We start from the raw sequence: 25,238 nt of genomic DNA, 5'->3' as shown, positions 1-25,238 counted from the left end.
TAGATCCTCCATTTTGCAAAGCCAGCCGTTCCTTCACACTGTCGTTTTCGAATACTATTTCCTTACTCTTCTGCCATCCACGAAAGAACTTTCCTAAGCCGTCTTATATTAGTCGTGTCTAACAAAGGTATATCCAACACAATTAAGTCACGCTCTTTTGTAGCCAAATCATTTACGTTCCAAGTAACGATAAATGGTGGTCCGAGAAACACCCCATCTTTCGGCTACATCTTTGATTGGTGTGCCTCCATCAATAAGAGCTTTCATCATTTCCACATCTTTCTCTCCGTATTTCTCTGGACGGCTGCCAAGACGCCCCCGTCCTTTAGCCGCCACTCGTCCTGCAGCTGAACGTTCTTGAATAAGGTTTCTTTCAAACTCAGCAAATGCTGCAAAGAGATGAAACATCAATTGACCGGTTGCATTGCTACGATCCATAGTCAGGTTTTCTTGAAGACTGTGAAATCCAATACTTTGCACATTCAAATTATTGACTAGGTAAATCAATTCTTGCATGTTCCGGCCCAAACGATCTAATCGCCATATAACGATGGTATCTCCTTGACGAGCATATTGAAGGGCTTGTTTTAATCCAGGTCGTTGTTTTTTTGACCCACTCATTTTATCGTGAAAAATTTTCACACATCCATATTGTGTAAGTGCGTCTGCTTGCAAATCCAATTTTTGTAAACCTGTTGACACTCGAGTATATCCAAATAACAAAGTCATTCCTGATTTCCATTTTAATTCCATATTAATTAGACATAAGATAATATGTTCATAGTTAATGAACAGAGTTTTGTTGAACGTTATGAAACCAAAATGATGTTTTTTTAACCATTTATTTCGTGTTCAGAAAAGGACGAGATCTGTTAATAAATGAATAAGATTGCCCTCCAACTAAATAATAAAAAAAGGTAACCATTATTAATGATAACCCTAATTAGTAGGTATATTTTACATGTAGAAGTAAGGCGAAATAGATAGGTAACATTTTGAATGATTGTAAATAAAGAATCCTAGTGAGTTATTAATCAATTGTCATCGCAGTTCATATACAATTTTAATTTTTGGTGTTTTCCATAAACTTCAAGAAAATATAATGTTATATTAAGTTCTGACTTTTCATAATTCTCTTTGCTCTGATATAGGAAATAGATTCTAATAATTCTTCCCTACTGATTTGAATATCATCAATGGATATTTTGTATTTATTGAATATTTCTTCATAGGTGTGTAGGTTTTTATTGAGAGGTACTTTCTTTTCTCGATCTAAAAAGAAATCCATTGTAACTTCAAAATAGTCTCTGATTCTACCTAAATGGATATTAGTTGGTACTTTTTTATTTAATTCGTAACTCCATATCATGCTTTTTGTAACTTTAACTTCCTCGGCTAAACGTTCAGGAGATATATTTTTTGCTGTTCTTAAACCCTTTAACTTTTGACCAAAATCATTCAAAAACATCATTCCCTTTTTATTAAAATAATTAATCTAACCTAACCTTATGTAATATTAAGTACTAAAAACCTTATAGCCAAAAGTTTTAAGTACCGATAAAAATATTAGTTATTAGAATATTATAACATCTCAATAACTAGAATTGATAGAATTATAGGAAGGGAGCAAATTTCTTTATCTATTTTTCACCCCTAAGGGAAATAAAGGTAAATTATATAACATTGTCGAATACCTAGATATAAATACATAATTTAGGGGTGAAATGATGATTAAAGAAGTGTTGTTCGCATACCACAATGAAACGATAAAGTTTGACAATCATCGGTTCAAGTCCTGGGAACATTGTTATAAGTTTTTTAAAGAGAATCACCATGATTTAGATAACCCAAAAGTTGTGGAGCATGCATGTTTACATCTCGCATTCTATTTAGCGAGCTGGGGGATGTTGCGAAACTCTTTTTTACTGCAAAGGGATTATTTAATACATAAGGAATTCATTGAAAATGTCGTGAAGAAAGAAAAGTATCGATTTTTCTTTGATGGTACGGTGCTGAATTTCAATAATCAGCAAGATCAAGAATTATTGAATCAACTAATATCTGATACAAGGGCTGTTTATCAACCACTAATGCATGAAGCAAAGGAAGAAGAATCAACTCATCTTGAAATTACAGATACACTGACTTCAAAAATTCTATTAGGGGTATATGGGGTAGTTCCAGCGTATGACAGATTTTTCAGAGAAGCAGCAAGACTTCACGGGGTGTCTGGTCAGTTTAACCAACGTTCATTTAATCAGTTGCAAACGTTTTATGATCAGCATCAAGAAGAATTTTCTAGTTTTATCGACGAAACATCAACTGATGATTTAACATACACTCCAATGAAAACAATCGATATGTATTTTTGGAAAGTAGCTGAAATTTTATCCGTCAAAAAGGATATTCTAATGATCGAACGTTTAATCAATTTTTCAAGCGAATTCCGAGTTAAAGATTCAGTTAGGCCACTTAACATTAAAAATTCCTCAAGCAGCTCTAATAGAACAGAGGACATCCGAGCTGTAATTACCGAGATTCTTCTTGCGGAAAAAGCTACAGGCGAAAAGACAGGAGATATATGTGCTCGTGACATCCATTTGGCAATGAATCTGAAAAACAGTTATCCTTCCGTTTGCGGGGCTATGTCTAGCTTGAGATTATTTTCATACGAAGTTATTTATGCTCCGCCAAGTGGAAAGAGCAGCACGGTTACCTATCGCTATGATTTAACTTAATCATTGATTTTATGAAATATCGAAAAAAATAGAGAGTACTAAAAAGTAAATCAATGATAGGGGGATATTCATGTCTGGATACACAAGTTACAAAGTCGAGGAAGTCAAAGAAAGAAGAACGGGTGGTGAGAAACAACCATTCTCGCATCAATTAGAAGCTTTTGGTGCTCTTTCCAGTACGCTAACCACTCCAATAACGGGATACAAAGGAACGATGTTAGTTTTACCAACGGGTGGTGGGAAAACATTTACTGCAGTAAATTGGATATGTAGAAATATAATTTCTAAAGGGACTAAAGTACTTTGGTTAGCGCAGTCTTCTACATTACTTGATCAGGCTGCACAAACGTTTAAAAGCGAGATACATAATATTAACGGCAGAGATACGATTAACTTGAGAGTTGTTTCTAGTAGTGATCATCATTCAAATGCAGGGAGTATTGTTCCTTCTGATGATATTGTCATTTGTACTACCCAAACAGCAATTCGTGCGTATTCTACTGAAGCGGTGAATAGTCAGGGCAATACAATGCACACACCATTTAGAGAGTATATAGATAGTTTTTCTGACGACGAGTTTTTTGTTGTGGTTGATGAAGCACATCATACTCCTGCCTATGGATGCAGAAACTTATTAATTTCAATGAGAGAGAGTATGAAGAATCTCTATATTTTAGGTCTTACAGCTACTCCTGTTCATAATGATCAACGGATAAGTGGCTGGTTATGGGAAATATACAATAAAGGGATTTGTTATAAAGCTGATATTAATGTTCTTCAAACAAATAGTATCTTATCCGTTCCCGTATATATTGAAAAACAAACAGGCATTGTATTTGAAGTTGACGATAAATTATATAAACGACTAACAAGCAAACACAAGGATTTACCAGAGGTAATTATTGAAAAGCTTGCAAATGATGCATCGAGAAATAACTATATTGTGAGTGATTACGTAAGCAATAAAGATAACTACGGTAAAACGTTGATTTTTGCAGATCGCTGGTTTCAATGTGAATATATAGTAGAAAAACTAAAATCTCAAGGAATAAGAGCGAATGCCATTTATTCTAAAATTGAAAACAGTCATGAATTATTTGCTGATGGACGAGGACGTAGAAGTAATAAAGAGAACGAAGCTATTATGAAAGACTTTAGAAATGGAGCATATGACGTCTTAGTTAATGTGAAGATGTTAACTGAAGGTGTTGATGTGCCGGATGTTAAAACAGTCATGATCACAAGACAAACGACGAGTCCAATCTTATTTACACAAATGGTTGGACGTGCACTTAGAGGAAGAAAGGCTGGAGGCGGGAAAGATAAAGACAACGCCAACATCGTTTTGTTTATGGATGACTGGAAAAGACTTCTACCCTTTGTAGATATCACCAAAGGCGGGGAGCTGGGCACTGATAAACCCGTAATGCAAGGAAGAAATCCGTTTGATATGATTTCTACTCATCTTGTGGAAATCGTAAGTAGGGATATAATGTATACTAGCTATCCAAACCTTCCTTATTTAAGCTTGATACCATTGGGTTGGTACGCGGCAGAGTATACGGTTTCTATAGAAGATAGTGGAACTGAAGAGTTTGTCAGTTGTTTGGAAAGCATAGTTGTATACGATTTTAATAGTCATAAATATGAAGAGTTAATTGACTCATTAATGAAGAAAAATCTTGTTACCTGGTCAAATGAAGCGTTAGAAGATGATGATTTATTAGCTGTTGCCACTTCTTTGGCTGCACAGTTTTTTAATAATGAAGAGGATAATTTAGACGAGAATCTTTATTCTAATATTATTAAAATCATTAGACATATTGCTCAAAATGGAAGTAAACCCGAGTTTGTTAATTTTAATGAAAGAAACGTATACGATCTAGATAGAATAGCTTTACAACTTATTGATACATCGACACGTGAATGTCATGCCTATTTAATGAACCTGTTTAATAATGAAGGCAAGCTTTGGAAACTACTTTACGGAAATTCTATAAACTTTAAGAAAGCCTTTGACTATGCAGTGAATCGAATTTTAATTGGAACTGAGATTGTTGAGCCAATAACCGGTAAAGGTAGACCGGAACAACAACAACCTATGCTTTTAACAGAAGAAATTAGGCAACAAGTCTATAAACGTGATAACTATCAATGTCTTTGTTGCAGCAAGGAAAGAAGAAAAGGAGTCTCGTTGGAAATCGATCATATTTTACCTGTAGCTATGGGTGGTAAAAATGCACCTTCGAACCTTCAAACACTTTGCAAACAATGTAATGGAATTAAGGGAGTAAATGAAATCGATTACAGTTCAATTATATCGCCTTTAAGCTCACCAAAAGAAATGATTCTTTTTGAGTGTTCATCAAGTGATTACATTGAAAATATCATCGCAAGAATTGTAAATCACGTTTATCATTGCAAAGCCTTTTATAATCTAGAGCACAGTCAAAGAAGAAACGGCAAGAACTATCATACATGGGCCATCAATCTTTACAATGGCAATAATCCACAGTGGCTTGAAAATAACTTACCTAGTCTATTAGAATATGTACAACGCGAACTGGGTTGGCATCATGTAGAAAAGATAATTATTAAGGGGTAGATTTGATGCACTTTCACCCGGTGAAGATTGCCTAAAAGAAAGAGGATTAAGCAAAGTGAGCTGATCACTTTGCTTTTTCTTTTTTCTTTCAATTTTAGTGCGAGTGATTACGGTGCTAGCATATTTTGTGGTTTGTTTTGATCAAATTCATAAAAGTATGTTTTTTTACTGTTTTCGACAGGAAGCGACAAATGTCTCAAGAAATGCCATTTATAATAGAAGAAAAGATATATTAATCGACACGAGGTGTGGGATGAGATCTATTATGAAGTTGGTTGGTTCTATTGTTGGATTATTTGTTGCATTTAATTTGGTATTTGTAGGATTTCAGTATTTTAGTGAAAAGGCAGAGCATGATCGCATGCGTTTGTTAAAAGGGATGATGGATTCCTATGGTGCGCAACTTCGAACGGGGGAGGCTGGCTTAAAAGAGAGGGAAGCGAATATACATACATATTTTAAAGATTTGGAATTTCGTAAGCATGAAATGAATGGTTTGGTACAACAGTATCCGAATGGAATGCCAACAACGGTATATGCGAATTATCAGCAAAGCTATCAGTCATACCAACTGGATTCCAGGAACTATCAAGTGCTCATAGCGGATTTAGAGGCGTACCGCAAGAATTATGAGAATTTGATAGTTTTGCATAATGATTCTGTGGCCGAGTATAACGAGTTAAATGAGCAGGTAGGGGACACATGGTTTATTGTACCGGGATTCAGAGGGAAGTGATGAAAAAATTTGTGATCGTAAACAGCGATCGACTCTTCTTTAAGATTTTCAATGATCTCTTTTTTATTTAGATTTATTTCACTTGCCAATGTCTGATAATCCAACAAAGTACCTCCTTTTAAATTCTGAAAAGTAAAAGAAATGGTATATGTAATATGTTACCATTGCCAGAAGGGAAGAACGATGTAAATATAAAATCTCTTTCACCTAATAATTATGAAAGAGCAGCAATAACTGAGAATTATTAATTCTAACTACATAGAAGGAGCGTTTTAAAAATGACTTATGAAGAACTTAAGAAACATTTGTTAAAGGATAACTATATTGATATCTCATTTCAAAGATATTTAACATTTAAAGAATCCGAGTTATATGACGAGTCATACAAACAAAAAGTCTTATCCCGTTTAAATGAATTCCTAAAAGGGCAGGACATTAATGAATACACGGTATTAGATATTGTAAAGAAAATGCAAAAAGAGAATCCTTCTGAAGGGAGCTTTGTACATGGGAGTAGCCCTGGCGACTTGGTTAAGTACACAGAGGCGAGACCTGCAGAAGTTGCAGAGTTGCTGAATCAATTATTTTATTCAGATTTATCTATTAAAGATCGAGTGGAATTGTTTGGGGAACAAGGGAAAGCGTTTAATCCGAGTATTGCATTAGGTGCACCAATGTTTGGTTATTTGTTTGCAGCATTTGATTATAAAAAGTATCCCATCTATAAATACGAAGTTTTTACAGATTTGAAAAAGGATTATGGTATTGAAATCAAACTTGGTACCGAGGGCAACAACTATGAAACTTATCTACAGATATGTGAGATTGCACTTGAACACTTAAAGAAACCCTATTCAGATTTAACCATTCTGGACATTCAAGCTTTCTTTTTCTGCAGCACACAGTACACTCAAGTGAAAGTCGAAAGTGCTGTCGAGTATCTACATGGATTAGCAGTAGAGCTGAATCAATTTATGAAGCAACCAGCACTAATATTAGAGGCTATTGTAAAACTAGATACGAATACATTAGATTCACTCCACAAACGGTATCGAAATAGTGAAAAAGTAAATCTTATTAAGTTTATGGTGATAGATAAAATTATTGAATCTGGTTCAATTAATCTTGTTGAAATGGAAGAAATCAAAAATCAGGTAAAAGTTAAGTACGAGACAAACATCCTGCAAGCATGGAATAACTTCACAATTCTATTCCAAGTCTATTATGCGGATAAAAAGCAAAAAGTCCAGGAAGAACTTCGTAAAATTCATGAAGCAATTCAGCAAATCGAGGAACTTAAAGAGTTGAATTTTGTTGAAGGAAAAGTGCTCAATGGCTTTAATTGGAATCAAAACTTTGGGAACTCAGAATGTTGGACTGCTGTTTATGAAAATGGACACACGAATCACCAAACTGCTCCACAATTCTTCGTTTCAATTAATGAAAGAAGGGTGGAATATGGGTTGTTATATGGAGCTCAACACCCACAAAATGGTCTAATGGATTTAGAAGACATTCCTACCATGAATGATTTTACGTTTAATAGATTTAAACAGAAAATGATAGAAGTTTCTAAAGGTTTTCAAAATGAAGTGATTTATGAAGAACCTGTTGCTTACAGTCAAGAAATCAGTACGGAAACTTGGAAAGAGATGCTACATGACGAGACAGTTTTTAAAGAAACTGATTTAGTGTATCTTCAAAAGATGTATGAACTTGGAGGCGAAGCCACAACAACTCAGTTGGCGACTGCTCTGGAAAAACATGTCTCATCGTTCAATTCTCCTGTTGCGAATTTAGGAAAACGTGTCTTAGCATCAACGGGATTAGACGTGATTAAACGTGAAGACGGTACAGTCTGCTATTGGTGTGTTTTGTTTGAAGGCGAATATGCCGAAAATCATCATTTCATTTGGAGATTAAAAAGCAACTTAAAAGAAGCTATTGCAACTGCTCATATTGCTACTATTGTTGAGGAATATGAACATTATTCGAAAAACAACTTCTTAAAGGAAGTATTTATTGATGAAAAACAATATGATACCATTTCCAACTTATTAAATTACAAGAAAAACATAATCTTGCAAGGCCCCCCTGGCGTCGGTAAAACTTATGTGTCGAAACGACTTGCCTATTCACTGATGGGTATAAAAGATGAGAGTCGTGTAGAAATGGTTCAATTCCATCAAAATTATGCATATGAAGACTTCGTTATGGGATTCAGACCAGATGAACATGGATTTTCGCTTCAATTCGGTATATTTTATGACTTTTGCAAGCGTGCATTAGAAAATCCGGAAAAGGATTATTACTTTATAATCGATGAAATTAATCGTGGGAATTTATCTAAGATTTTCGGAGAGCTTTTCATGTTAATTGAACGTGATAAGCGAGATGAGTTTGTTACGATGGGGTATTCAAAGTACAAGTTTACGGTGCCAAGTAATGTATTTTTAATCGGGACTATGAATACCGCAGATCGATCTTTGGCTCAGTTGGAAGTTGCCCTACGTCGTCGTTTTGCTTTTGTGACGCTTATTCCGTTATTTAATGAGAAATGGATTTTCACAATTCAAGAGACCGGCGTTACTGCTGAAATGGTTTCTCGAATATTATTTACTGTGGAGAAGATTAACAAAGAAATTATTGCTGATTTCCAATTAGGAAATGGCTATGCAATTGGACATTCATTCTTTACTTCAAAACCAGAGAATATGGATGAGAACGTTTGGTATGAAGGAATCCTTACTTTTGAGATCATTCCACTATTAGAGGAGTACTTCTTTGATCGTCCTGAAATAGTTAAGTCATTGATCGAGGGAATCTAATATGGAGATTACATTTAAAGTACCCATTCGAAACTTATTCTGTTTACTGAGTTATGTGAATGAGATGCCTGATTTAATAGAGAGTATAAACGATATAGATGAAGACTTAATTACATATGACTTTATTGCCAATCGATTTTTAAGTGAAGTTCATGCTATAAATCGTCGTGGAATTATTAAGAATTATGTGGGTATAACGGAATCCACCAACCGACTGGGTGGACGTTTGTTAATGAACGATTCCATGCCTTATATTGTGGCAAGAATACCTATTGTTGTCTGTGAGAAAGATGAATATTCTGCGGATATTTTATTAAACCAAGTGATGAAATCTACCTTGAGAGCAATTTCTATGAATCGATACGTGAAAAAAGAGACAAGAAAACGCAGCTTTATGTATATGGAATTGATGCCAGAAGTCGATTCTCCTCCACTATCGAAGGAAATCTTTTCAAAATTATATTTTGGAAGACACAATGTTCATTATAAACGGATGACACATATCGCTAGATTGCTACATGAGTTAACGTTGTTATCTCATAAACAAGGCAACTGGAGTTTATTCTCGGCTACATTAGACGAAAGAGCATTAAATCAAATTTTTGAAAAATTCTTGTTCCACTTTTACCGACGTGAACAGCAAGATTATCTGGTTTCTTCAGAAATCATGCATTGGAAACTCGAAGGCAGTCAATCATTACTACCTTCTATGAGGACAGATGTTTCCCTGACACATAAAAATAGTCTCGAAAAAATTGTCATCGATGCGAAGTTTTATAAGAATATCTTCCAAGAATATCACGGGAAATCTTCATTCCACAGCCATAATATGTATCAACTATTCACTTACTTACAACATCAGCCTAAAGAAATGAATATAAGGGGAATATTGATTTATCCATTCAACGGAGTAATTGTAGATGAAACTTACCTTTGGGACGAGCGTATGACAATGGAAGTAATTACTCTGGATTTGGATGCAAGTTGGGAAAATATATATCAGAAGCTATTAGACTTGTTGATTTGCAAATAAAAGCTGAATTTATAACAAGAAAAGAGAAAAACACATCAACTTGATGTATTTTTTCCTTTTAAAATTGTTCCCAACATAAAGAAGGCTATAGTGAGGTCATATTATCAAAGGAGTAATATATTTGATTAATTTCGAAATGAAAAGATCCATTTTCAATTCCTTCCCTGAGCTAAATGAAAAATTAAAAAGTGATAATCGGGTTAATTATGTATATCCACATAGTTTGAAAAGATCTAAAATGCTTGCTACTCAACTTCACCCAAACGGCAATGGTTATGTAAACGGTAAATATATAAATGAAGAAGTGATTAATGAAAAAGGATATCAAGTTGATCCTCGTGGCTGGATTAAAATTAAAGATTTTACTCAGTCTCAGTTACGGGAAATTATCCTCATTGCTTTAAAATCATTAAACGATACTGCTATAGAAGGCAACGAACTAACCTCAATTTCTTTAAATGATGTGAGTCCTATTTCAATAGAAGAAACAGAAGATATTTCATTTAATAATTTAGTTGATTCCTGCTTATTTAATTGGCTTGGCTATGGCCAAGTGAATTCACCAATTTGGTTTATGGGAATGGAAGAGGGAGGGGCAGAAATTTGGAGAAATAAGACTAAAACTTTAAGACAAAGTTTAGAAATCCGCTCTACTTTTATCCTTCAAATGGATTTTCAATATGTTTGGGAAGACCTGTACAATGTTCCATTAGAATCGTTTAAAGGACCAACTGTTTGGCGTTTTATGGCAGCATTTTTATTAGAATTGGATGGTGCTCAAGTCAACGCTACTACTATAGAAAATTTTCTGTTTTCCTCAAAAACATTAGGAAGATCTAATTCAAATCATTTCCTTGCAGAGTTGATGCCTCTTCCGAAACCTTCAAGAGCGAGTATTGAACCGTATCATTCCATTTGGAAGTCAGTGAAATCCTATGAACAGGATGTAGAAGAAAAGAGATTTGAAATAATTAAAGAAACACTAACTAAAAATGACAATGTTAAGATTATCGTCTCCTACGATAGGAATCTAACTGAACTAATATATAACCAATTTTCTTTAGAAATTGAAACAGCCGAGAACTGGAAATATAATGAGGAACAATATTATCTACATGAATTTAATCTTACTAATAATCGAACAATTTTATTGCTTGTAACCCCTTTCTTTGGAAATGGGAGAATAAGCTATGACGGTTTACTTCATGCAGCTAAACATGTCAAAAAGATGCTATATTATGGCTATAATTAGACTCGACCATGCATGTGAATACTCAATCTTAAAGAATGGTTGAGTTGGTGGGGGAGAGAATATTTGAGATTTCTCTTACAACTTATATATGAACTCCAAAAGCTGCTGAAATTGCTTTGTGTTCGGTAGATATAATGGGAATAACAATGTAAATAAATATCTCTTCTTTTATACAATAAATGAATCGAAACGCATATTCGCGTTTCGATTCTCTCACTCTATTACTCATCCAAAGAACATATTGGCGATTAATAAGCTTACTAATGATACTCCCCATGCTAAAGTCGTTGGGACTGACCAAACCATGATTTGTTCTTTAACTGTTTTGATTCCTAACATACGGTTTACAACCCAGAACATGCTGTCATTGAAATATGAGAATACCATTGCACCAAGTGCTGCAGCTTGTGCGGCTAGTGCTAAGTTTACATCTAAGTTCACTAATATTGGGGCAGAAATAGAAGCTGCTGTTATCATTGCCACTGTTCCACTACCTTGAATTAGGCGGACAATTGAAGCCACAAAGAATGGAATCAAGATTGCTGGAAGTGGCATAGCTGCAATTACTTCAGCGATGTAGTCTCCAGCTCCACTTTCACGAAGTACTTGACCAAGTGCTCCACCAGCACCTGTTACAAGAAGGATAATCCCTGCTGTTGTCATTCCTTCTTCCATGCGTTCGATGGCTTCTTCGCGTTTCAAATATCCTGCTAATGAATAAATTGCTGCTACTAAACCAAGTGCTACTGCGATAATTGGCTTTCCTAAAAATAGTAAATAATCGATTGCTCCACCAGAAATTTCAAGTGCTGTCATCGTCGTGTTCATAAAAATCAAGACGATTGGTAATAAAATCGGCAACAATGATTTGAATAATGATGGTAGTTCTCGTTCACGTTCATCTGAAGATTGCAAAAATTCTTGATAGACATTTGCTGTTGTCGGGCGAATGAAACCAATACCGTCTTCGTCTGGTATTTGATAAATTTTTGTTCCTAACCATTTTGCGTAATAGACACCAACAATAATAATTGGAATGGAAAAAATGAGTCCCCATGCAATCATTTTCCCAATATCAACACCGAAAATTCCTGCTACACCAAGTGGACCTGGCGTTGGCGGTACGGCATGATGGGTTGCTACTAAACCGATTGCTAAAGCAACACCAAGTGTCACAACTGATTTACCGGTTTTACGTGATAACGCTTTCACGAGTGGGTTTAAAATAACGAATGCAGAGTCTACAAAAATAGGAATTGATACGATGTAACCGGCAATGGCCATTGCCCACTCTTCACGTTTTTTCCCTACCACTTTAATTAAGGTATAAGCTAATTTTTCCGCTGCACCTGTTACTTCAAGTACACGACCAATCATTACTCCAAAGCCAATAACTATACCAATAGAGGCGAGTGTGTTACCGAATCCTAGCGAAATGGAATCTGCAACTAAAAGAGGGGACATTCCACCTACAAGTCCTGTAATTGATGCTGCGATAATTAATGCTAAAAATGCGTGAACCTTAGTTTTTAAGACAAGTAGAATTAATACGAATACCCCTAAAGCTAACCCAAAAATCATTTGTGTTTCTGCTGTCATATCCCATGTAACCCCTTTCAAATGTATATTTAAATGAAGGAAGGCGTAAGCCCTCCCTCATCAACTACTAAATTAAAGTGACTCTCTTGTGAATTTAGGCGCGTATTGAGCCGCAAGTTTAATACATTCTTCCATGCTTACGCTTGATGCGATATTTTTCCAAGCAATGTCAAACGCTGTTCCGTGGTCAACTGATGTACGTAAGAATGGAAGACCATTTGTGATAGAAACAGTACGATGGAAGTCAGTCATTTTAGCTGCAATATGTCCTTGATCATGGTAAAGAGAAAGAACGGCATCATACTTCCCGTTTAACGCTTGGAAGAATACTGAATCTGCAGGCACAGGACCATACGCATCAATACCATCAAGCTTTGCAGCTTCGATACCAGGTGCAATTTCGTCCATTTCTTCTCTGCCGAACAACCCACCTTCACCGCTATGTGGGTTCAAGCCTGCTACTGCTAACTTGCGGTTTTCAATTCCTAGACGTTGTAGTGCTTTGTCACAACGGATTAAGTAATCATGAACGCGTTCTTTAGTCATTTGAGAAATTGCTTCTTTCACAGATACGTGACGAGTTAAGAAGAAAATGCGTAAACTGTGCACTTGGAACATGGTAAGTGGGTCAGGGGTGTTCCCTAAATCTTCAAGCATTTCAGTGTGTCCGATATAGGGTACTTTTGCTGCTTTTAGAGATTCTTTGTTAATCGGTGTTGTTGCCAAAGCTGCTACTTCGCCAGCCATTGCAAGTTCAACAGCATGTGCAACGTATTCGAATGAAGCTTGACCACATTGGGCTTGAACTTTTCCTGGTTCCCATGTTGTTAAATCGATGTTTGCTAAATCTATCACGTCAATTGTGCCAAATACATAGGCACCTGCAGCTGGTGAATCTACAGTTGAAACTTTCAAATCAACCCCAGTAACTTCAATTGCTTTTCGAAGTACAGCTGCATCTCCAATTACTAATGGTTTACAGATGTTATAAAATTCCTGTTTCGCTAAAGATCTAACCGTTATTTCTGGACCAATACCTGCTGCGTCTCCCATAGGGATTGCGATAATTGCACGTTCTACTGTCATATCAATACACTTCCTTCATGTTTTTTAGTTTTCAAGAAATTCACACATGCATAAATTGATTGTTTATCACCGACCATGCCGCCTTTAGTGACAACTGGAATACCATCAAATGAGCCACCAATAAATCGGCCGTATGCGGCAAGAGGCAACACTTCATCTTGTAAACCAATCGCTTCCGCCTCGCTAACTGCACAAAGTGCAGCTGTAACATCTCCACCACTTGAAAATGTCCCATCGATTGGTACTTTCGATTGTGTAATGACACGATGTGTAATGCGTGCAAGCCCTTCGGTAATGCGTTTGGCTAATTTTTCTTCTGTCACACCTTCGTTTAATGCGAGCTCACTCAAGTTTAGAACTTCTGAAGTAGGTGTGTACGTTGTGATAATGAGTAAATCTTGTTTGGTCAATTGATTCAATGCCTCGTCTACCGCTCGTTCAATTTCAGCATCCCAGGTAGCCGATATAGAAGCGAGTGAGGCAGCTTTTACATACACAGGCTTCGAATTCGTTTTGTCGATTAAGTAGCGAAGTTGTCGACCTGTTAAAGGTGTTACGCTGCCAACTGTTACAAGCCATTTACTTTTTTGAATATGTTGATGAGCTTTCATTCGACCATATGATGCAGCTAATGGACCTGGGTCAACTGGAATAAGGATAGTATCCTCAATTGAAGCCATTGATTCCGCGATATGATCGATATCTTCATTTGTTACTGCGTCAACAACAATAATTCGGTGACTCGCTTGGATGTATCGAATCATTTCGGCTTCAATTGCTGCTTTGCCTTTAAGTACAGTCCCTAGGCCGATATGTACTACAGAATGTTGACTCTGCTCTGTCATTAAAGTTGGTACGTGTGAATTCGTAATTGGGTTCATAGGATCTTTTGCAACATCCGTTGCTTGAACAGGAACACCTTCAACGAGTAAATATCCACCTGATACTACACGTCCTGAATCTGGATATGATGCCACCACCACTGCAATACTTTTCGAACCAAGTGCATCAAGTAAAGCATCTGTTTCTGCGCCTAAGTTTCCACGAATCGTACTATCAATACGTTTGCCAATAACACTTGCACCCCAAGTGGACAGTTGCTCATACGCTTTTAATACGCGTATTCTTGCTTCTTGAGGAGGACAATACCGACTGTCTGTATCAATACTTAAGGATGTGAAGCCGCCTTTTGTCGGTACCACCCCATCAAACACAACGGTTGCACTGATAAAACCACTTTTTGCTAAGCGCACACCCGTCGCATTGGCGCCAGTCAAATCGTCGGCAATTATACCAATCTTCATTTGTTCACACCCTTTATGAAATCGGTTAATTCAATAAACACTTCTTCCGTTTCAGCAGGTAGTGATTGATCAGTTATGATGCCTGTTACTGAATCTACGTCACAAATTTTCGCAAATGATTTTTGATCAAACTTCGTCGCATCTGCCACTAAATAGACAGATTCAGCTGCTTTGATCATTTCTTGCTTAATCGAAGCTTTTTCAAACGTGGGCGCTGTGATGCCAAATGATGCATGAACCGCATGGGCACCTAAGAAAAAGATGTCGACATGAATATTTTTAAGCATGCCTTCAGCATATGGACCAAATACAGCCCCTACATCATTTTGAACACGCCCACCAATTAAAATGATTTCAAGCTTGCTATCCATTATTTCAGATGCAATCTTAATATCATTTGTCACAACGGTTAAATTCGTACGTTGCTTTAGACGCTTTGCAATTTCAAACGTCGTTGTACCTGAATCAAGCAAAATTGTCATGCCATCTTTAATCAGTTTGACTGCTTTTTCAGCGATTTCAGCTTTTTGTGCATGGGCATGAGACATTTTTTGCTCAAAGGTTTTTTCCCCAATCAAGACTTGTGGTAAAGCTGCACCACCATGGGTGCGAATCAACTTCTTTTGTTTCTCTAATTCATCTAAGTCACGGCGCACCGTCATTGCCGATACGTTAAGCAATTCAACTAGCTCGAAAATATCTACTTTTCCTGAAAGTATGAGAGCTTCCAAAATTTTCTTTTTTCGTTCATGTGGCGTCATGTGATTCACCCTTTCGTTAGATGTAAGCGCGTTCACTTTCATCATAGTATGTTAGTTTCTTTCAAGAATGTCAACACTATTTGTTTATAACTAACAAAACATGTGCAATATGAACATTTTATTTTGATTAATATAGGGAATTGTCAGTCATTTTATTCTCATGGGGAATTGGATTTTCAGGAGGAGCACCGCGGAAAAGCTAGTGCCGGTCGAGCTTCTACTAAAGACGTATCTACAGAAAAGCAGTTAGAGAAGGCAGAAGCACGGATAAAATACCTTGAGGTCGAACTGGAGCTACTAAAAAAGCTAGAAGAACTAGAAGGGCAGGTGAGGAAACAGTTCTAGAATCACCTGAGAAATACGAAGTCATAAATCATGTCATTCGAAAGTATCAGCTGAAGAAATCTCAACTTTGTAAAATGTCCGATGTCAGCCGAAGTGAATATATAAGTGGCTCGAAAAAAATAAGCAGTCCCTGGGACAGAAACAAACATGAAAGTTTAAACAATCGCGTTTTATTTCTGACCTAGGGAAGGTGGTTATATATATTAACCAAAGAAGAATATCTTCCTATAACTAAACAAGGCTGCCGAAGATACAATTTCGGCAGCCCTTTGTTTTCTTTCTTATAAAGCGTTCTAACAGTTTATTTTAAGCGAATATGAGACTAGTTAACTGGGCTAAGCACTATAGAAAGGATACTCAAACAATGGATAGGTTAGTTGCATCTACGATAGCAATAAACCTGTTTTCTTAATTTCTTTACAAGAATAAGAATAGACCGTATACTTCGGAAGGGATAATTGCTTACCTAGGTAAGTAATGTGGGAAAGAGATGACTAATTTGATATTTCATGAAATAAATCAAAAATCGAGGCTTGCTATTAAAGAAGTCAACGAAACTTTAATAGAATTTGGCTTATATAGTGCACAGTGGTCGATTCTTTTTTGTCTCAATGAATTCGGTTCCATGACACAAACCGAACTCTGGAGATATTTACATGTAGAAGCCCCTACTATAACAAGAACGCTCGTGAAATTAGAAGATCGTAAACTTATCACGAGACAAGCAGGAAAGGATAAGCGCGAGCGAACAGTTCATCTTACTCATGAAGCCAAAGAATTGATTCCGCAAATTAAATCTCGAGTCGATATCGTTGAGAAGAAAATGTTCGCATCATTATCCGAAGTTGAACTTCAGCAACTCTCCGAATTACTAAAAAAAGTCGGGGGGAGTATTGATCATGACAACTAATAAAAAACCAATTTGGACAAGAGATTTTATTAATATTGCTGTTAGTAACTTTTTTATTTTTGTTGCACTTTATGCGTTCATCACACTTTTACCTCTATATATTCTGGATCTACCTAGTGGCACTGTTGCACAGGCCGGGCTAGTTACAACGATATTCTTTTTGTCAGTCATAATTGTTAGACCTTTTTCAGGAATGATTATAGAAAAGTTTGGTAAAAAGCGAATGTTGATCCTGAGTATGAGCGCGTTTGCCTTATCTACATTTTCATATACATTAACTGATGACATTAGTCTTTTCCTTGTTTTGCGACTCATCCATGGTATTTCGTTTAGTATTGCTACGACAGTGACTATTTCAGTTGTGGTTGACCTGGTTCCTCCCGAACGTAGAGGAGAAGGAATTGGCTATTTTGGGTTGTCAATGAATGTAGCGTTGGTTGCAGGTCCATTTATTGCCTTGACATTACAACCGCTGATCTCTTACACAATGATTTTTATACTGTTTGGAATTATCGGGGTTATTGGTTTGATTTGTAGTTTAGCAGTTAAAGTTAAAGATGAAGTCGTACCAGTTAGTAGTAGTGAGAGACGAAGAATTACATGGTCGGATCTATTTGAAAAAAGAGCACTAGCCATTTCAATGGTTGGCATGTTTGTCTCTTTTTCCTATGCAAGTATACTTTCATTTATTTCAATTTATGCACAGTCAATAGGTATGGTCCAAGCCGCTAGTTTCTTTTTCGTCACGTTTGCTGCCGTCATGATTTTGTTTAGACCTATAACAGGAAGACTGTTTGATTCAATGGGACCTAATATTGTTATCATTCCTTCACTCATTATTTATGCAGTCGGTTTATATCTTCTCAGTATAACGAGTACTCCAACGATGCTACTAATCGCTGGTGGATTAATCGGTTTAGGATACGGTACATTGTTACCTTGTTTCCAAGCACTCGCTATTCAATCATCACCAAATAAACGAAGTACTTACGCAACAGCTACCTTTTTCACGTTTTTCGATACTGGAGTTGCATTAGGTTCGTTCATTTTAGGTATTGTAGCAGGAGCTTTAGGCTATTCAAACTTATATTTGTTTATGGCTATATTTGTTTTATTCATAGCTGTATATTATTCAATGGTCATACGTAAACAACTTCCTAATACAGCATAAGCTTCTTAATAGAATAGTTGGAACAAAGCATATTTTTTTGAATAGTACTATCTTTTCCACTTTTGAGTACACTAAATGTATGTAGAGAGAGAGTGGAGATGAAGTGGTTTTGGCGAAAAAATGGGGAATTGTAGCCATTTTATTATTTGGGGTATATGCTCTGTTGATGTATGTTTATATCTTTCATAGTGGCAGTGGGGGTATTCCATCAACTTTGAAAGGAACTGTTGCAGATCCGAATGTTTTTCTGACGGAGAGAGAATTGTATCTTAGTGAGGAATATTCAAAAATAAAAAATTTCCTCTTTTTTGTATCAATACCATTTGAATGGCTTGTCTATTTATTTATACTGATTACTGGACTTTCTCTAGCGTTTGAAAGATGGATTCCTTTACGAGGTAAATGGGTAATTTTTCAAAATGCAGCATATGTATTTTTACTGTCTGTTCTTACATTTATTGTTTTATTTCCTTTAGACTATTACGTATATTCTTTAAGTAAAAAATATGGGATTAGTACCCAAGTTTTCAATTCTTGGATGCGTGATAATGTCATAGATTTTTGGGTTAACTTAGGAACGACTGTAGTGATTGTAACGGTTCTATATTGGCTTATAAATAAAAGCACAAAGAGATGGTGGTTAAATGCCTGGTTACTAATGATTCCTTTCTCCATTTTCCTCATGTTTATTCAACCAGTAGTGATCGACCCCCTATATAATGATTTTTATCCGCTAACAAATAAAGAATTAGAGACGAAAATTCTCGCGTTGGCTGAACAAGCAAAAATTCCAGCAGATCATGTGTATGAAGTTAACATGGCGGAAAAGACAAATGCTCTAAATGCCTATGTTACGGGGATAGGGAATAATTCAAGAATTGTATTATGGGATACGACTTTAAACCGCTTATCAGAAAATGAAATTCTCTTCATTATGGCTCATGAGATGGGGCATTATGTGGAGAAACATATATACTTCAAAATCGTTGGTTATATCCTAACGATGCTTGTTGGGCTCTGGTTAACTGCTAAAATAATGCCTTGGGTCATCCATCGCTTTGGGCGTGTATTAAAAATTAAACGAGTAAACGCTATTCATTCATTGCCATTATTTTTACTTATTACATCTTTTCTATTATTCGTATCAAGTCCAATTTCAAATTATAGTTCTAGATATCAGGAAATAAGAGCTGATCAGTATGCAATCGACCTAATGAACGACCCGGAAGCAGCTGTCAAAACTTTTCAAGAACTTACGAAAGCAGGATTAAATGAAGTGAATCCTCCACTACTCGTAAAATGGTTTCGATATTCACATCCGACAATGCTAGAAAGAATAAATAAAGTGACAAATGAAAATGAATCAAAAGAGTGAGGGGGTGAAGCCATGAAGGCCATCAAATCACTTGTAGCTGGTAAAGCAGACAATGCGTTGGTTTCAAAAACCGTCAAAGAAGTAATCGCTTAATCAAAAACAAAATGGAATTGAAGTGTGATGATATTCACCATTAATCGCTTTGGAAGATTTCCATTTTTTTCTCACGCGTCATTGAGTTTTGATTTGCTTTGTTTTCACCTCCATTTTCAATGTATGAATTTAGACCTTGAGAGCTCGCAATAACAAAGTCGTATAAATTCGTAAGTTTCGACATATTTCCCGGGAAATGTCGAAACTCAAAAACTTTAGCAGCTTCAGGGACGGTGGTTAAACATATATGGGGAGAATTATGAAATTATTAAAGTGGACGAAATGAGAAAAGTCGCTTTCAAGGGATGCAGTCCGCTCATTAAAAGCTGCTCATCTTAACAAAAAAATGGGGAAAAGATGCTCTTACCACAGCATCTTTTCCCCATTTTACATCCACTCAAAATTCTATTCAAAAATATAGGACAGCGCTTTGATGGCCTTGTCGCAAGTATCGACTGTGGCACTGGCTTTAGCGGAAAGCTCCTTCAGTGGATGATGCAATTTCTCAGGACGGATGATGATGACAGGCTTGCCGCTAGCAATTGCGGCACTTGCATCCATTGCCGTATTCCATTGTTTGTATTGCTCGCCGAACAAGGCGATAACCAGATCAGCTTTGTGCATCAATACACTGGTCCGCAGATTATTGAAGCTTGAAGCGGCAGCATCTTTATATACGGCACCGGGCTGTTCCCCTAAGATTTCTTCTCCGATATTATCTGAACGGTCATGATTTTCCATCGGACCGATAAAATCGACTGGCAGATTGAGTGCCAGGACTTTCTGTTTAATTTCTTCGCGCCAAGTACTGTGAATTTCTCCTGCAAGATAAACGGTCAGTCTCATGATTCACCCTCCAAAATCCATTTCTTTCAGTGTATCATATTTCGAAAGAGGGATTGAAATCAGACGGTCATGCGCTCTTTTGTGATAACAGTGATCATGTATTATTGTAATATTCAAAATTAAAAACCGGAATATTACTTCGGAGATGGTAATATAAAATTATGAATACCTTAACAGTATAGAAGTAGGGAGTTCTCTGAAAATAAACAACTAAACATCTCCGGTTCATCGATTATGTTCCTAAGAGAAGTAATTTCTCTTGAAAATCTGGTAGTGAAAATAGCACCACAAAAAGGAGAATCAACATGAAAGAACAGACCATTACAGAAATTCAACAAGCATACGAAGCAAATCAAATGACATCGGTACAATTAGTTCAAATGTATTTAGATAGAATAAAAGCTTATAATCGCAATGGTCCAAAAATCAACGCAATAGTAAGCATTAATCCAGATGCTTTAAAAATAGCTACTGAGTTGGATAAAGTTCGTGATAAAGGCATTCGAGGTCCTTTACATGGCATTCCTGTTATTTTAAAAGACAATATTGAAACAGTCGACAACATGCCAACAACTGCAGGAGCCTTTGCTCTTGAAAATAACTTTGCCAAAGATGACTCATTTGTTGCTAAGCAACTGCGACAAGCTGGGGCTATTATTCTTGGAAAAGCTAATATGAGTGAATGGGCTTACTTTATGACAGAAGATGTACCTAGTGGATACAGTGGATTAGGTGGACAGGTCTTAAATCCTTATGGAGTAAGTTCATTTATTGCAGGTAGTGTTGGTGGTTCTAGTTCAGGCTCTGGAGCGGGGATTGCTTCTAACTTCGCTGCTGTGGCGATTGGAACGGAAACTTCAGGTTCAATCCTGAGTCCAGCAAGTGCTAATTCATTAGTTGGGATTAAACCAACTGTTGGGTTAGTTAGTCGAACAGGCATTATTCCACTTGCACACAGCCAAGATATTGCAGGACCGATGACTCGAACGGTAACAGATGCGGCGATAACACTTGGCGTGATAACTGGAGTGGACGAAATGGACCCAATTACGAAAACGAGTAAAGGAAAGGCATTAAAAGATTATACGAAAAATTTAATAGCAGAAGGATTAAATGGAGCTAGAATCGGTGTAGATATATCGTTCTTAAGCGCTGTAGATACAGATGAAAGAAAGATAATTAATGAAGCCATTGAAGAGATAAAATTACAGGGTGCCATTATTGAAGAAGTAACAATTCCTAAAACAAGTTTCACTTCTATTGTTTTGTGGCATGAATTCAAACATGATATAAATGCTTATTTACGTAAGGTTTCAAATGAAGTTCCAATTAAATCACTAGTAGATCTTATAGAATTTAATAAACAGGACCCAGACGTTAGGATGAAATTCGGACAAATTGAACTTGAAAAGGCTCAAACGATGAGTGATGATCCTTACGATCAAACTTACTTAGAACATCGTGAAATAGACTTAAAAAATTCAGCTAACGATGGAATTGATGTAGTCATGGCTGAGCACAACTTAGATGCTTTATTATTTGAGGGCAACCTTGGTGCAGCAATACCTGCAAAAGCAGGTTATCCATCGATAACCATCCCTGCCGGATACACAGCTGAAGGCATGCCAGTTGGGGTTACATTTAGTGCAAAGGCTTATAGTGAACCAAGATTAATTGAACTAGCATATTCTTATGAGCAGGCTACGAAGAAAAGAGTTGCTCCGAGATTTTAAGTAATTACAAAAGGCTGCCAATGCAGCACAGTGTGGGTTTGTAAGAATCACGTAACTTTAATCTATCTCGGTGGAGTGACATCGATTAGCTTTTAAAAAGGAGTGCCTAATTTTATGAAGCGAAACCAAGAATTCTTTAGAGGCTGTTTGATTGGGGGAGCTATAGGTGATGCTCTTGGTTGGCCTGTAGAATTTCTGGAATTAAATGAAATCATCAAGCGATATGGTCCTAATGGGATTCAGGACTTACAACTATCATCATCTGGGAAATCGGAGATAACAGACGATACGCAAATGACTCTTTTTACAGCCGAAGGAATCTTGAGAGCTGAAAATAGAGGTAGAACAAAAGGGATTTGTCATCCACCGTCAGTCGTAGCATTTGCCTATCAGAGATGGTTGCTGACACAGGGACATACAAGATTCGAAGATTATGAATGGATTTATAATGGGTGGTTACTTGGGATAAAAGAACTTCATGCAAGGCGGGCTCCAGGTAATACTTGTGTATCCGCTCTTTCAAGCAGGAAACAAGGTTCTATAAATGAACATATAAATAACAGCAAGGGCTGTGGAGGGGTTATGCGCGTGGCTCCTGCAGGGTTATTTTATAGAAATTCAGAGTCTTTCCATAGGGCGGCAGAGTTTGCTGCTCTTACTCATGGACATCCATCCGGTTACCTATCAGCTGGAGCTTTAGCATTTCTAATTGCTTCTATTATAGAGGAGCAAGACATAGAAACCGCGGTCAAAAACACACTGATAGAGCTTGAAAAACATAAAGATTCAGAGGAGTGCACTCACATCTTGAAGCAGGCTCTAGGCCTTTCTAAGAGTGACTTTTCTGATGCAGAGTCAATTTCAAAACTGGGCGAGGGCTGGGTTGGTGAAGAAGCACTAGCAATTTCAATATATTGTGCTTTGAAATACCAGGATGATTTCAAAAAAGCCTTAATCACAGCAGTAAATCATAGCGGTGACAGCGATAGTACTGGTGCTATAACAGGTAATATTGTAGGAGCATATTTGGGATTGAACAGTATTCCTACAGATTGGGTAGACAAGGTTGAATTGAGTGACAGTATTCTACAAATTGCTGATGATTTGCTCATTGAGCATCGAGACACTCAGGAATGGTGGGAGCGTTATCCCGGTTATTAATAGATGTCTAGACATGAAAAGTATAAGCAATGTTCTAAAATATTAATTTAAAAACAAAATTAGGTACTTGAAGAAGTGTGGCCATTCCGAAGAGCAAAACATTAGAAAGTGCATTGTCGTTTATAAAGTTATTTGCACGTTATCAGTTAATCATTAAAAGGATAGAAAGGAGAATTTATATGATAATTGAGTTAAAGAACATTGCAGATTTGATTCACAATAGCAATTTTGAAAAGTTGAATAGAAAATTTAATGCGTTTAACCCACTTAAAGTATTAAGAGTAGATAGTTTTGAGATTAGGCATTCTAATGTTTTGTCATGGCTTCTAGATTACAAAGGGAACCATGGGTTAGGCTCTGTGTTTCTTGAAAAGTTAATTGCCAAAATATATATGAAGTCTGAGAATGATCAATTGCTTTCTCAATCAAATGACTTTCTACAGATTCTTTCTCTTAAATATGGAGACTGGCAAATATCGCGAGAAGTGCCGACGGATAAAAGGCGGCTAATTGATCTTCTTCTTGTTTCAGAAGAAAATAAAATGGTAATTCTCATTGAAAATAAATACGATTCAGGGGAATCAATTAATCAATTAAATGACTATGAAGAATTTATTTTAACTAATCCTGCATATTTGGATTATACATTTATTCCGGTATACCTTACTCTTCGTGAAGATGAACCCTCTAACACAAATTATTGGACATTATTTTATTCAGATGTAGTTGAGGTATTGGAATTTATTTTAAAATTCTATACGGACGCTATAAGTGAAGAAGTATTAATCTTTCTTCAAAATTATTTAGATGTTTTGCAGGAACGGTTAGTCCCTGATGAGGACCGTTTAATATTGGCTGAAGAAATATACGAAAAACATAGCGAAGCTATTAACTTTTTGTTTATATTGAACAATGAGGGGGTTAGATCGCGTAAACATCATCAACCATATAGGGATGCAATTACACTGAAAGCTAAGGATGAACTTCAGTGGATGAGAAATGTCTATTATTCCTCTAAAGATACAATTGATTTTATATATCATGAAGGCGCAAACGTACTGAATAAAGCATTTGAACGTTTTGCAGTTGAAAATAATTTACCTGAAAATCAATTTGATACTTCTAAAACAAATCCGAGTTATTTGAACACAAGTTGGACGAATTATAGAGAATTACTTACTAAGATTAACGATAAAGGTCACTATTGGCTGGGGTATGGTTTAATAATTTTCTTTGAAAGAAAGACTCAAGATAGACTTAAGCTTTACCTTGAACTTGGTAACATGGAGTATGATTACAGATTCAAATTATTAAAAGCACTTGAGGAAAATGGGTTTTCTATTAAAGAATCTTCTAAGACGGTAAATTCTAGATACACACGTTTATTTACTAATACAGTAATTGTTAACGATTGGAGTAATATGGATGCTGTTTATAAGGCCATTAAAGAGTTGACATCAAGTGAATCATTTAAGGATGCACTGGCACGGTTAGATATCAGTCTTGAACAAACAATATAGTAAGCTAAAATAAAGGACGATCAGGATTTCTTTCCCTAATCGTCCTCTTTTATATTTAAAATAATGTGCTTAGATTTCCACAGAAACTTGATTGGTTATTTTTAAGTGGCTTAATAATAATTAAAGCAGTTCCTGGGACGGT

General features: G+C 36.3%; 20 protein-coding genes. 13 read left to right on the top strand and 7 right to left on the bottom strand.

Features of this window, described 5'->3' with window-relative positions:
* Window positions 1-168: 168 nt before the first annotated feature.
* Together C406_RS0109950 and C406_RS19890 are read right to left on the bottom strand one after the other, a co-directional pair.
* Entirely contained in the window at window positions 169-723 is a 555-nt protein-coding gene (locus C406_RS0109950) for a recombinase family protein (RefSeq protein WP_155966725.1), read from the bottom strand.
* Window positions 724-1,105: 382 nt separating this feature from the next.
* Window positions 1,106-1,462: a helix-turn-helix domain-containing protein gene (locus tag C406_RS19890; protein WP_017380469.1), complete on the bottom strand. Its 357-nt coding sequence runs from the start codon at window positions 1,460-1,462 to the stop codon at window positions 1,106-1,108.
* Window positions 1,463-1,727: 265 nt separating this feature from the next.
* Here C406_RS19890 and C406_RS0109940 point away from each other — a divergent pair, with 265 nt between their 5' ends.
* From C406_RS0109940 to C406_RS0109915, 6 genes are all read left to right on the top strand, one after another.
* The gene (locus C406_RS0109940) at window positions 1,728-2,738 is read left to right on the top strand and encodes a hypothetical protein (RefSeq protein WP_017380468.1); all 1,011 of its coding nucleotides are present in this window, start codon (window positions 1,728-1,730) and stop codon (window positions 2,736-2,738) included.
* Between the two features lie 70 nt (window positions 2,739-2,808).
* Entirely contained in the window at window positions 2,809-5,343 is a 2,535-nt protein-coding gene (locus C406_RS19885) for a DEAD/DEAH box helicase (RefSeq protein WP_017380467.1), read from the top strand.
* A 253-nt stretch (window positions 5,344-5,596) separates the two neighbouring features.
* The gene (locus tag C406_RS0109930; protein ID WP_017380466.1) at window positions 5,597-6,079 is read left to right on the top strand and encodes a hypothetical protein; all 483 of its coding nucleotides are present in this window, start codon (window positions 5,597-5,599) and stop codon (window positions 6,077-6,079) included.
* Window positions 6,080-6,357: 278 nt separating this feature from the next.
* Window positions 6,358-8,907 (top strand): AAA family ATPase, encoded by a 2,550-nt coding sequence (locus tag C406_RS19880; RefSeq protein ID WP_017380465.1) that lies wholly within the window; start codon window positions 6,358-6,360, stop codon window positions 8,905-8,907.
* 1 nt (window position 8,908) lies between these two features.
* A complete protein-coding gene (locus C406_RS0109920; protein WP_017380464.1) occupies window positions 8,909-9,940 on the top strand; it encodes an McrC family protein in 1,032 nt (343 codons plus the stop codon).
* 121 nt (window positions 9,941-10,061) lie between these two features.
* Entirely contained in the window at window positions 10,062-11,192 is a 1,131-nt protein-coding gene (locus C406_RS0109915; protein ID WP_017380463.1) for a hypothetical protein, read from the top strand.
* Between the two features lie 225 nt (window positions 11,193-11,417).
* On the opposite strand, the gene C406_RS0109910 is transcribed toward C406_RS0109915, so the two are convergent.
* The 4 genes from C406_RS0109910 to C406_RS0109895 form a co-directional block, all read right to left on the bottom strand.
* Window positions 11,418-12,791: a GntP family permease gene (locus C406_RS0109910; RefSeq protein ID WP_017380462.1), complete on the bottom strand. Its 1,374-nt coding sequence runs from the start codon at window positions 12,789-12,791 to the stop codon at window positions 11,418-11,420.
* A 72-nt stretch (window positions 12,792-12,863) separates the two neighbouring features.
* Window positions 12,864-13,877 carry a 4-hydroxythreonine-4-phosphate dehydrogenase PdxA gene (gene pdxA, locus C406_RS0109905; RefSeq protein WP_017380461.1) on the bottom strand — a complete coding sequence of 338 codons (1,014 nt, stop codon included), beginning with the start codon at window positions 13,875-13,877 and terminating at the stop codon, window positions 12,864-12,866.
* Window positions 13,874-15,181 (bottom strand): four-carbon acid sugar kinase family protein, encoded by a 1,308-nt coding sequence (locus tag C406_RS0109900; protein ID WP_017380460.1) that lies wholly within the window; start codon window positions 15,179-15,181, stop codon window positions 13,874-13,876. The genes pdxA and C406_RS0109900 overlap by 4 nt, the downstream gene beginning before the upstream one ends.
* Window positions 15,178-15,942, bottom strand: coding sequence for a DeoR/GlpR family DNA-binding transcription regulator (locus tag C406_RS0109895; protein WP_017380459.1), 765 nt, complete (start codon window positions 15,940-15,942; stop codon window positions 15,178-15,180). The genes C406_RS0109900 and C406_RS0109895 overlap by 4 nt, the downstream gene beginning before the upstream one ends.
* A 102-nt stretch (window positions 15,943-16,044) precedes the next feature.
* Between C406_RS0109895 and C406_RS20730 the strand changes: the two genes are divergently transcribed.
* From C406_RS20730 to C406_RS0109875, 4 genes are all read left to right on the top strand, one after another.
* Window positions 16,045-16,287 (top strand): hypothetical protein, encoded by a 243-nt coding sequence (locus tag C406_RS20730; protein ID WP_192812596.1) that lies wholly within the window; start codon window positions 16,045-16,047, stop codon window positions 16,285-16,287.
* A 490-nt stretch (window positions 16,288-16,777) separates the two neighbouring features.
* Window positions 16,778-17,197 (top strand): MarR family winged helix-turn-helix transcriptional regulator, encoded by a 420-nt coding sequence (locus C406_RS0109885; RefSeq protein WP_017380457.1) that lies wholly within the window; start codon window positions 16,778-16,780, stop codon window positions 17,195-17,197.
* On the top strand, window positions 17,187-18,368 hold the full coding sequence (locus C406_RS0109880; protein WP_017380456.1) for an MFS transporter: 1,182 nt from the start codon (window positions 17,187-17,189) through the stop codon (window positions 18,366-18,368). Before C406_RS0109885 ends, C406_RS0109880 begins: the two co-directional genes overlap by 11 nt.
* Window positions 18,369-18,477: 109 nt before the next feature.
* Window positions 18,478-19,743 (top strand): M48 family metallopeptidase, encoded by a 1,266-nt coding sequence (locus tag C406_RS0109875; protein ID WP_017380455.1) that lies wholly within the window; start codon window positions 18,478-18,480, stop codon window positions 19,741-19,743.
* A gap of 498 nt (window positions 19,744-20,241) precedes the next feature.
* Here the strand turns inward: C406_RS0109875 and C406_RS0109860 are convergent, their stop codons facing one another.
* Window positions 20,242-20,682, bottom strand: coding sequence for a YtoQ family protein (locus C406_RS0109860; RefSeq protein ID WP_017380453.1), 441 nt, complete (start codon window positions 20,680-20,682; stop codon window positions 20,242-20,244).
* A gap of 305 nt (window positions 20,683-20,987) precedes the next feature.
* Here C406_RS0109860 and C406_RS0109855 point away from each other — a divergent pair, with 305 nt between their 5' ends.
* From C406_RS0109855 to C406_RS0109845, 3 genes are all read left to right on the top strand, one after another.
* Window positions 20,988-22,415 carry an amidase family protein gene (locus C406_RS0109855; RefSeq protein ID WP_017380452.1) on the top strand — a complete coding sequence of 476 codons (1,428 nt, stop codon included), beginning with the start codon at window positions 20,988-20,990 and terminating at the stop codon, window positions 22,413-22,415.
* Between the two features lie 114 nt (window positions 22,416-22,529).
* Window positions 22,530-23,576, top strand: coding sequence for an ADP-ribosylglycohydrolase family protein (locus C406_RS0109850; RefSeq protein WP_017380451.1), 1,047 nt, complete (start codon window positions 22,530-22,532; stop codon window positions 23,574-23,576).
* Window positions 23,577-23,755: 179 nt separating this feature from the next.
* Window positions 23,756-25,096, top strand: coding sequence for a PDDEXK-like family protein (locus C406_RS0109845; RefSeq protein ID WP_017380450.1), 1,341 nt, complete (start codon window positions 23,756-23,758; stop codon window positions 25,094-25,096).
* The last annotated feature ends 142 nt before the right edge of the window (window positions 25,097-25,238 follow it).

Origin of the sequence: Paenisporosarcina sp. TG-14, from assembly GCF_000297555.1 — a bacterium.
GTDB lineage: Bacteria > Bacillota > Bacilli > Bacillales_A > Planococcaceae > Paenisporosarcina > Paenisporosarcina antarctica.
The sequence above is the reverse complement of the archived record's forward strand: the minus strand, read 5'-3'. Positions and strand labels throughout refer to the sequence as shown.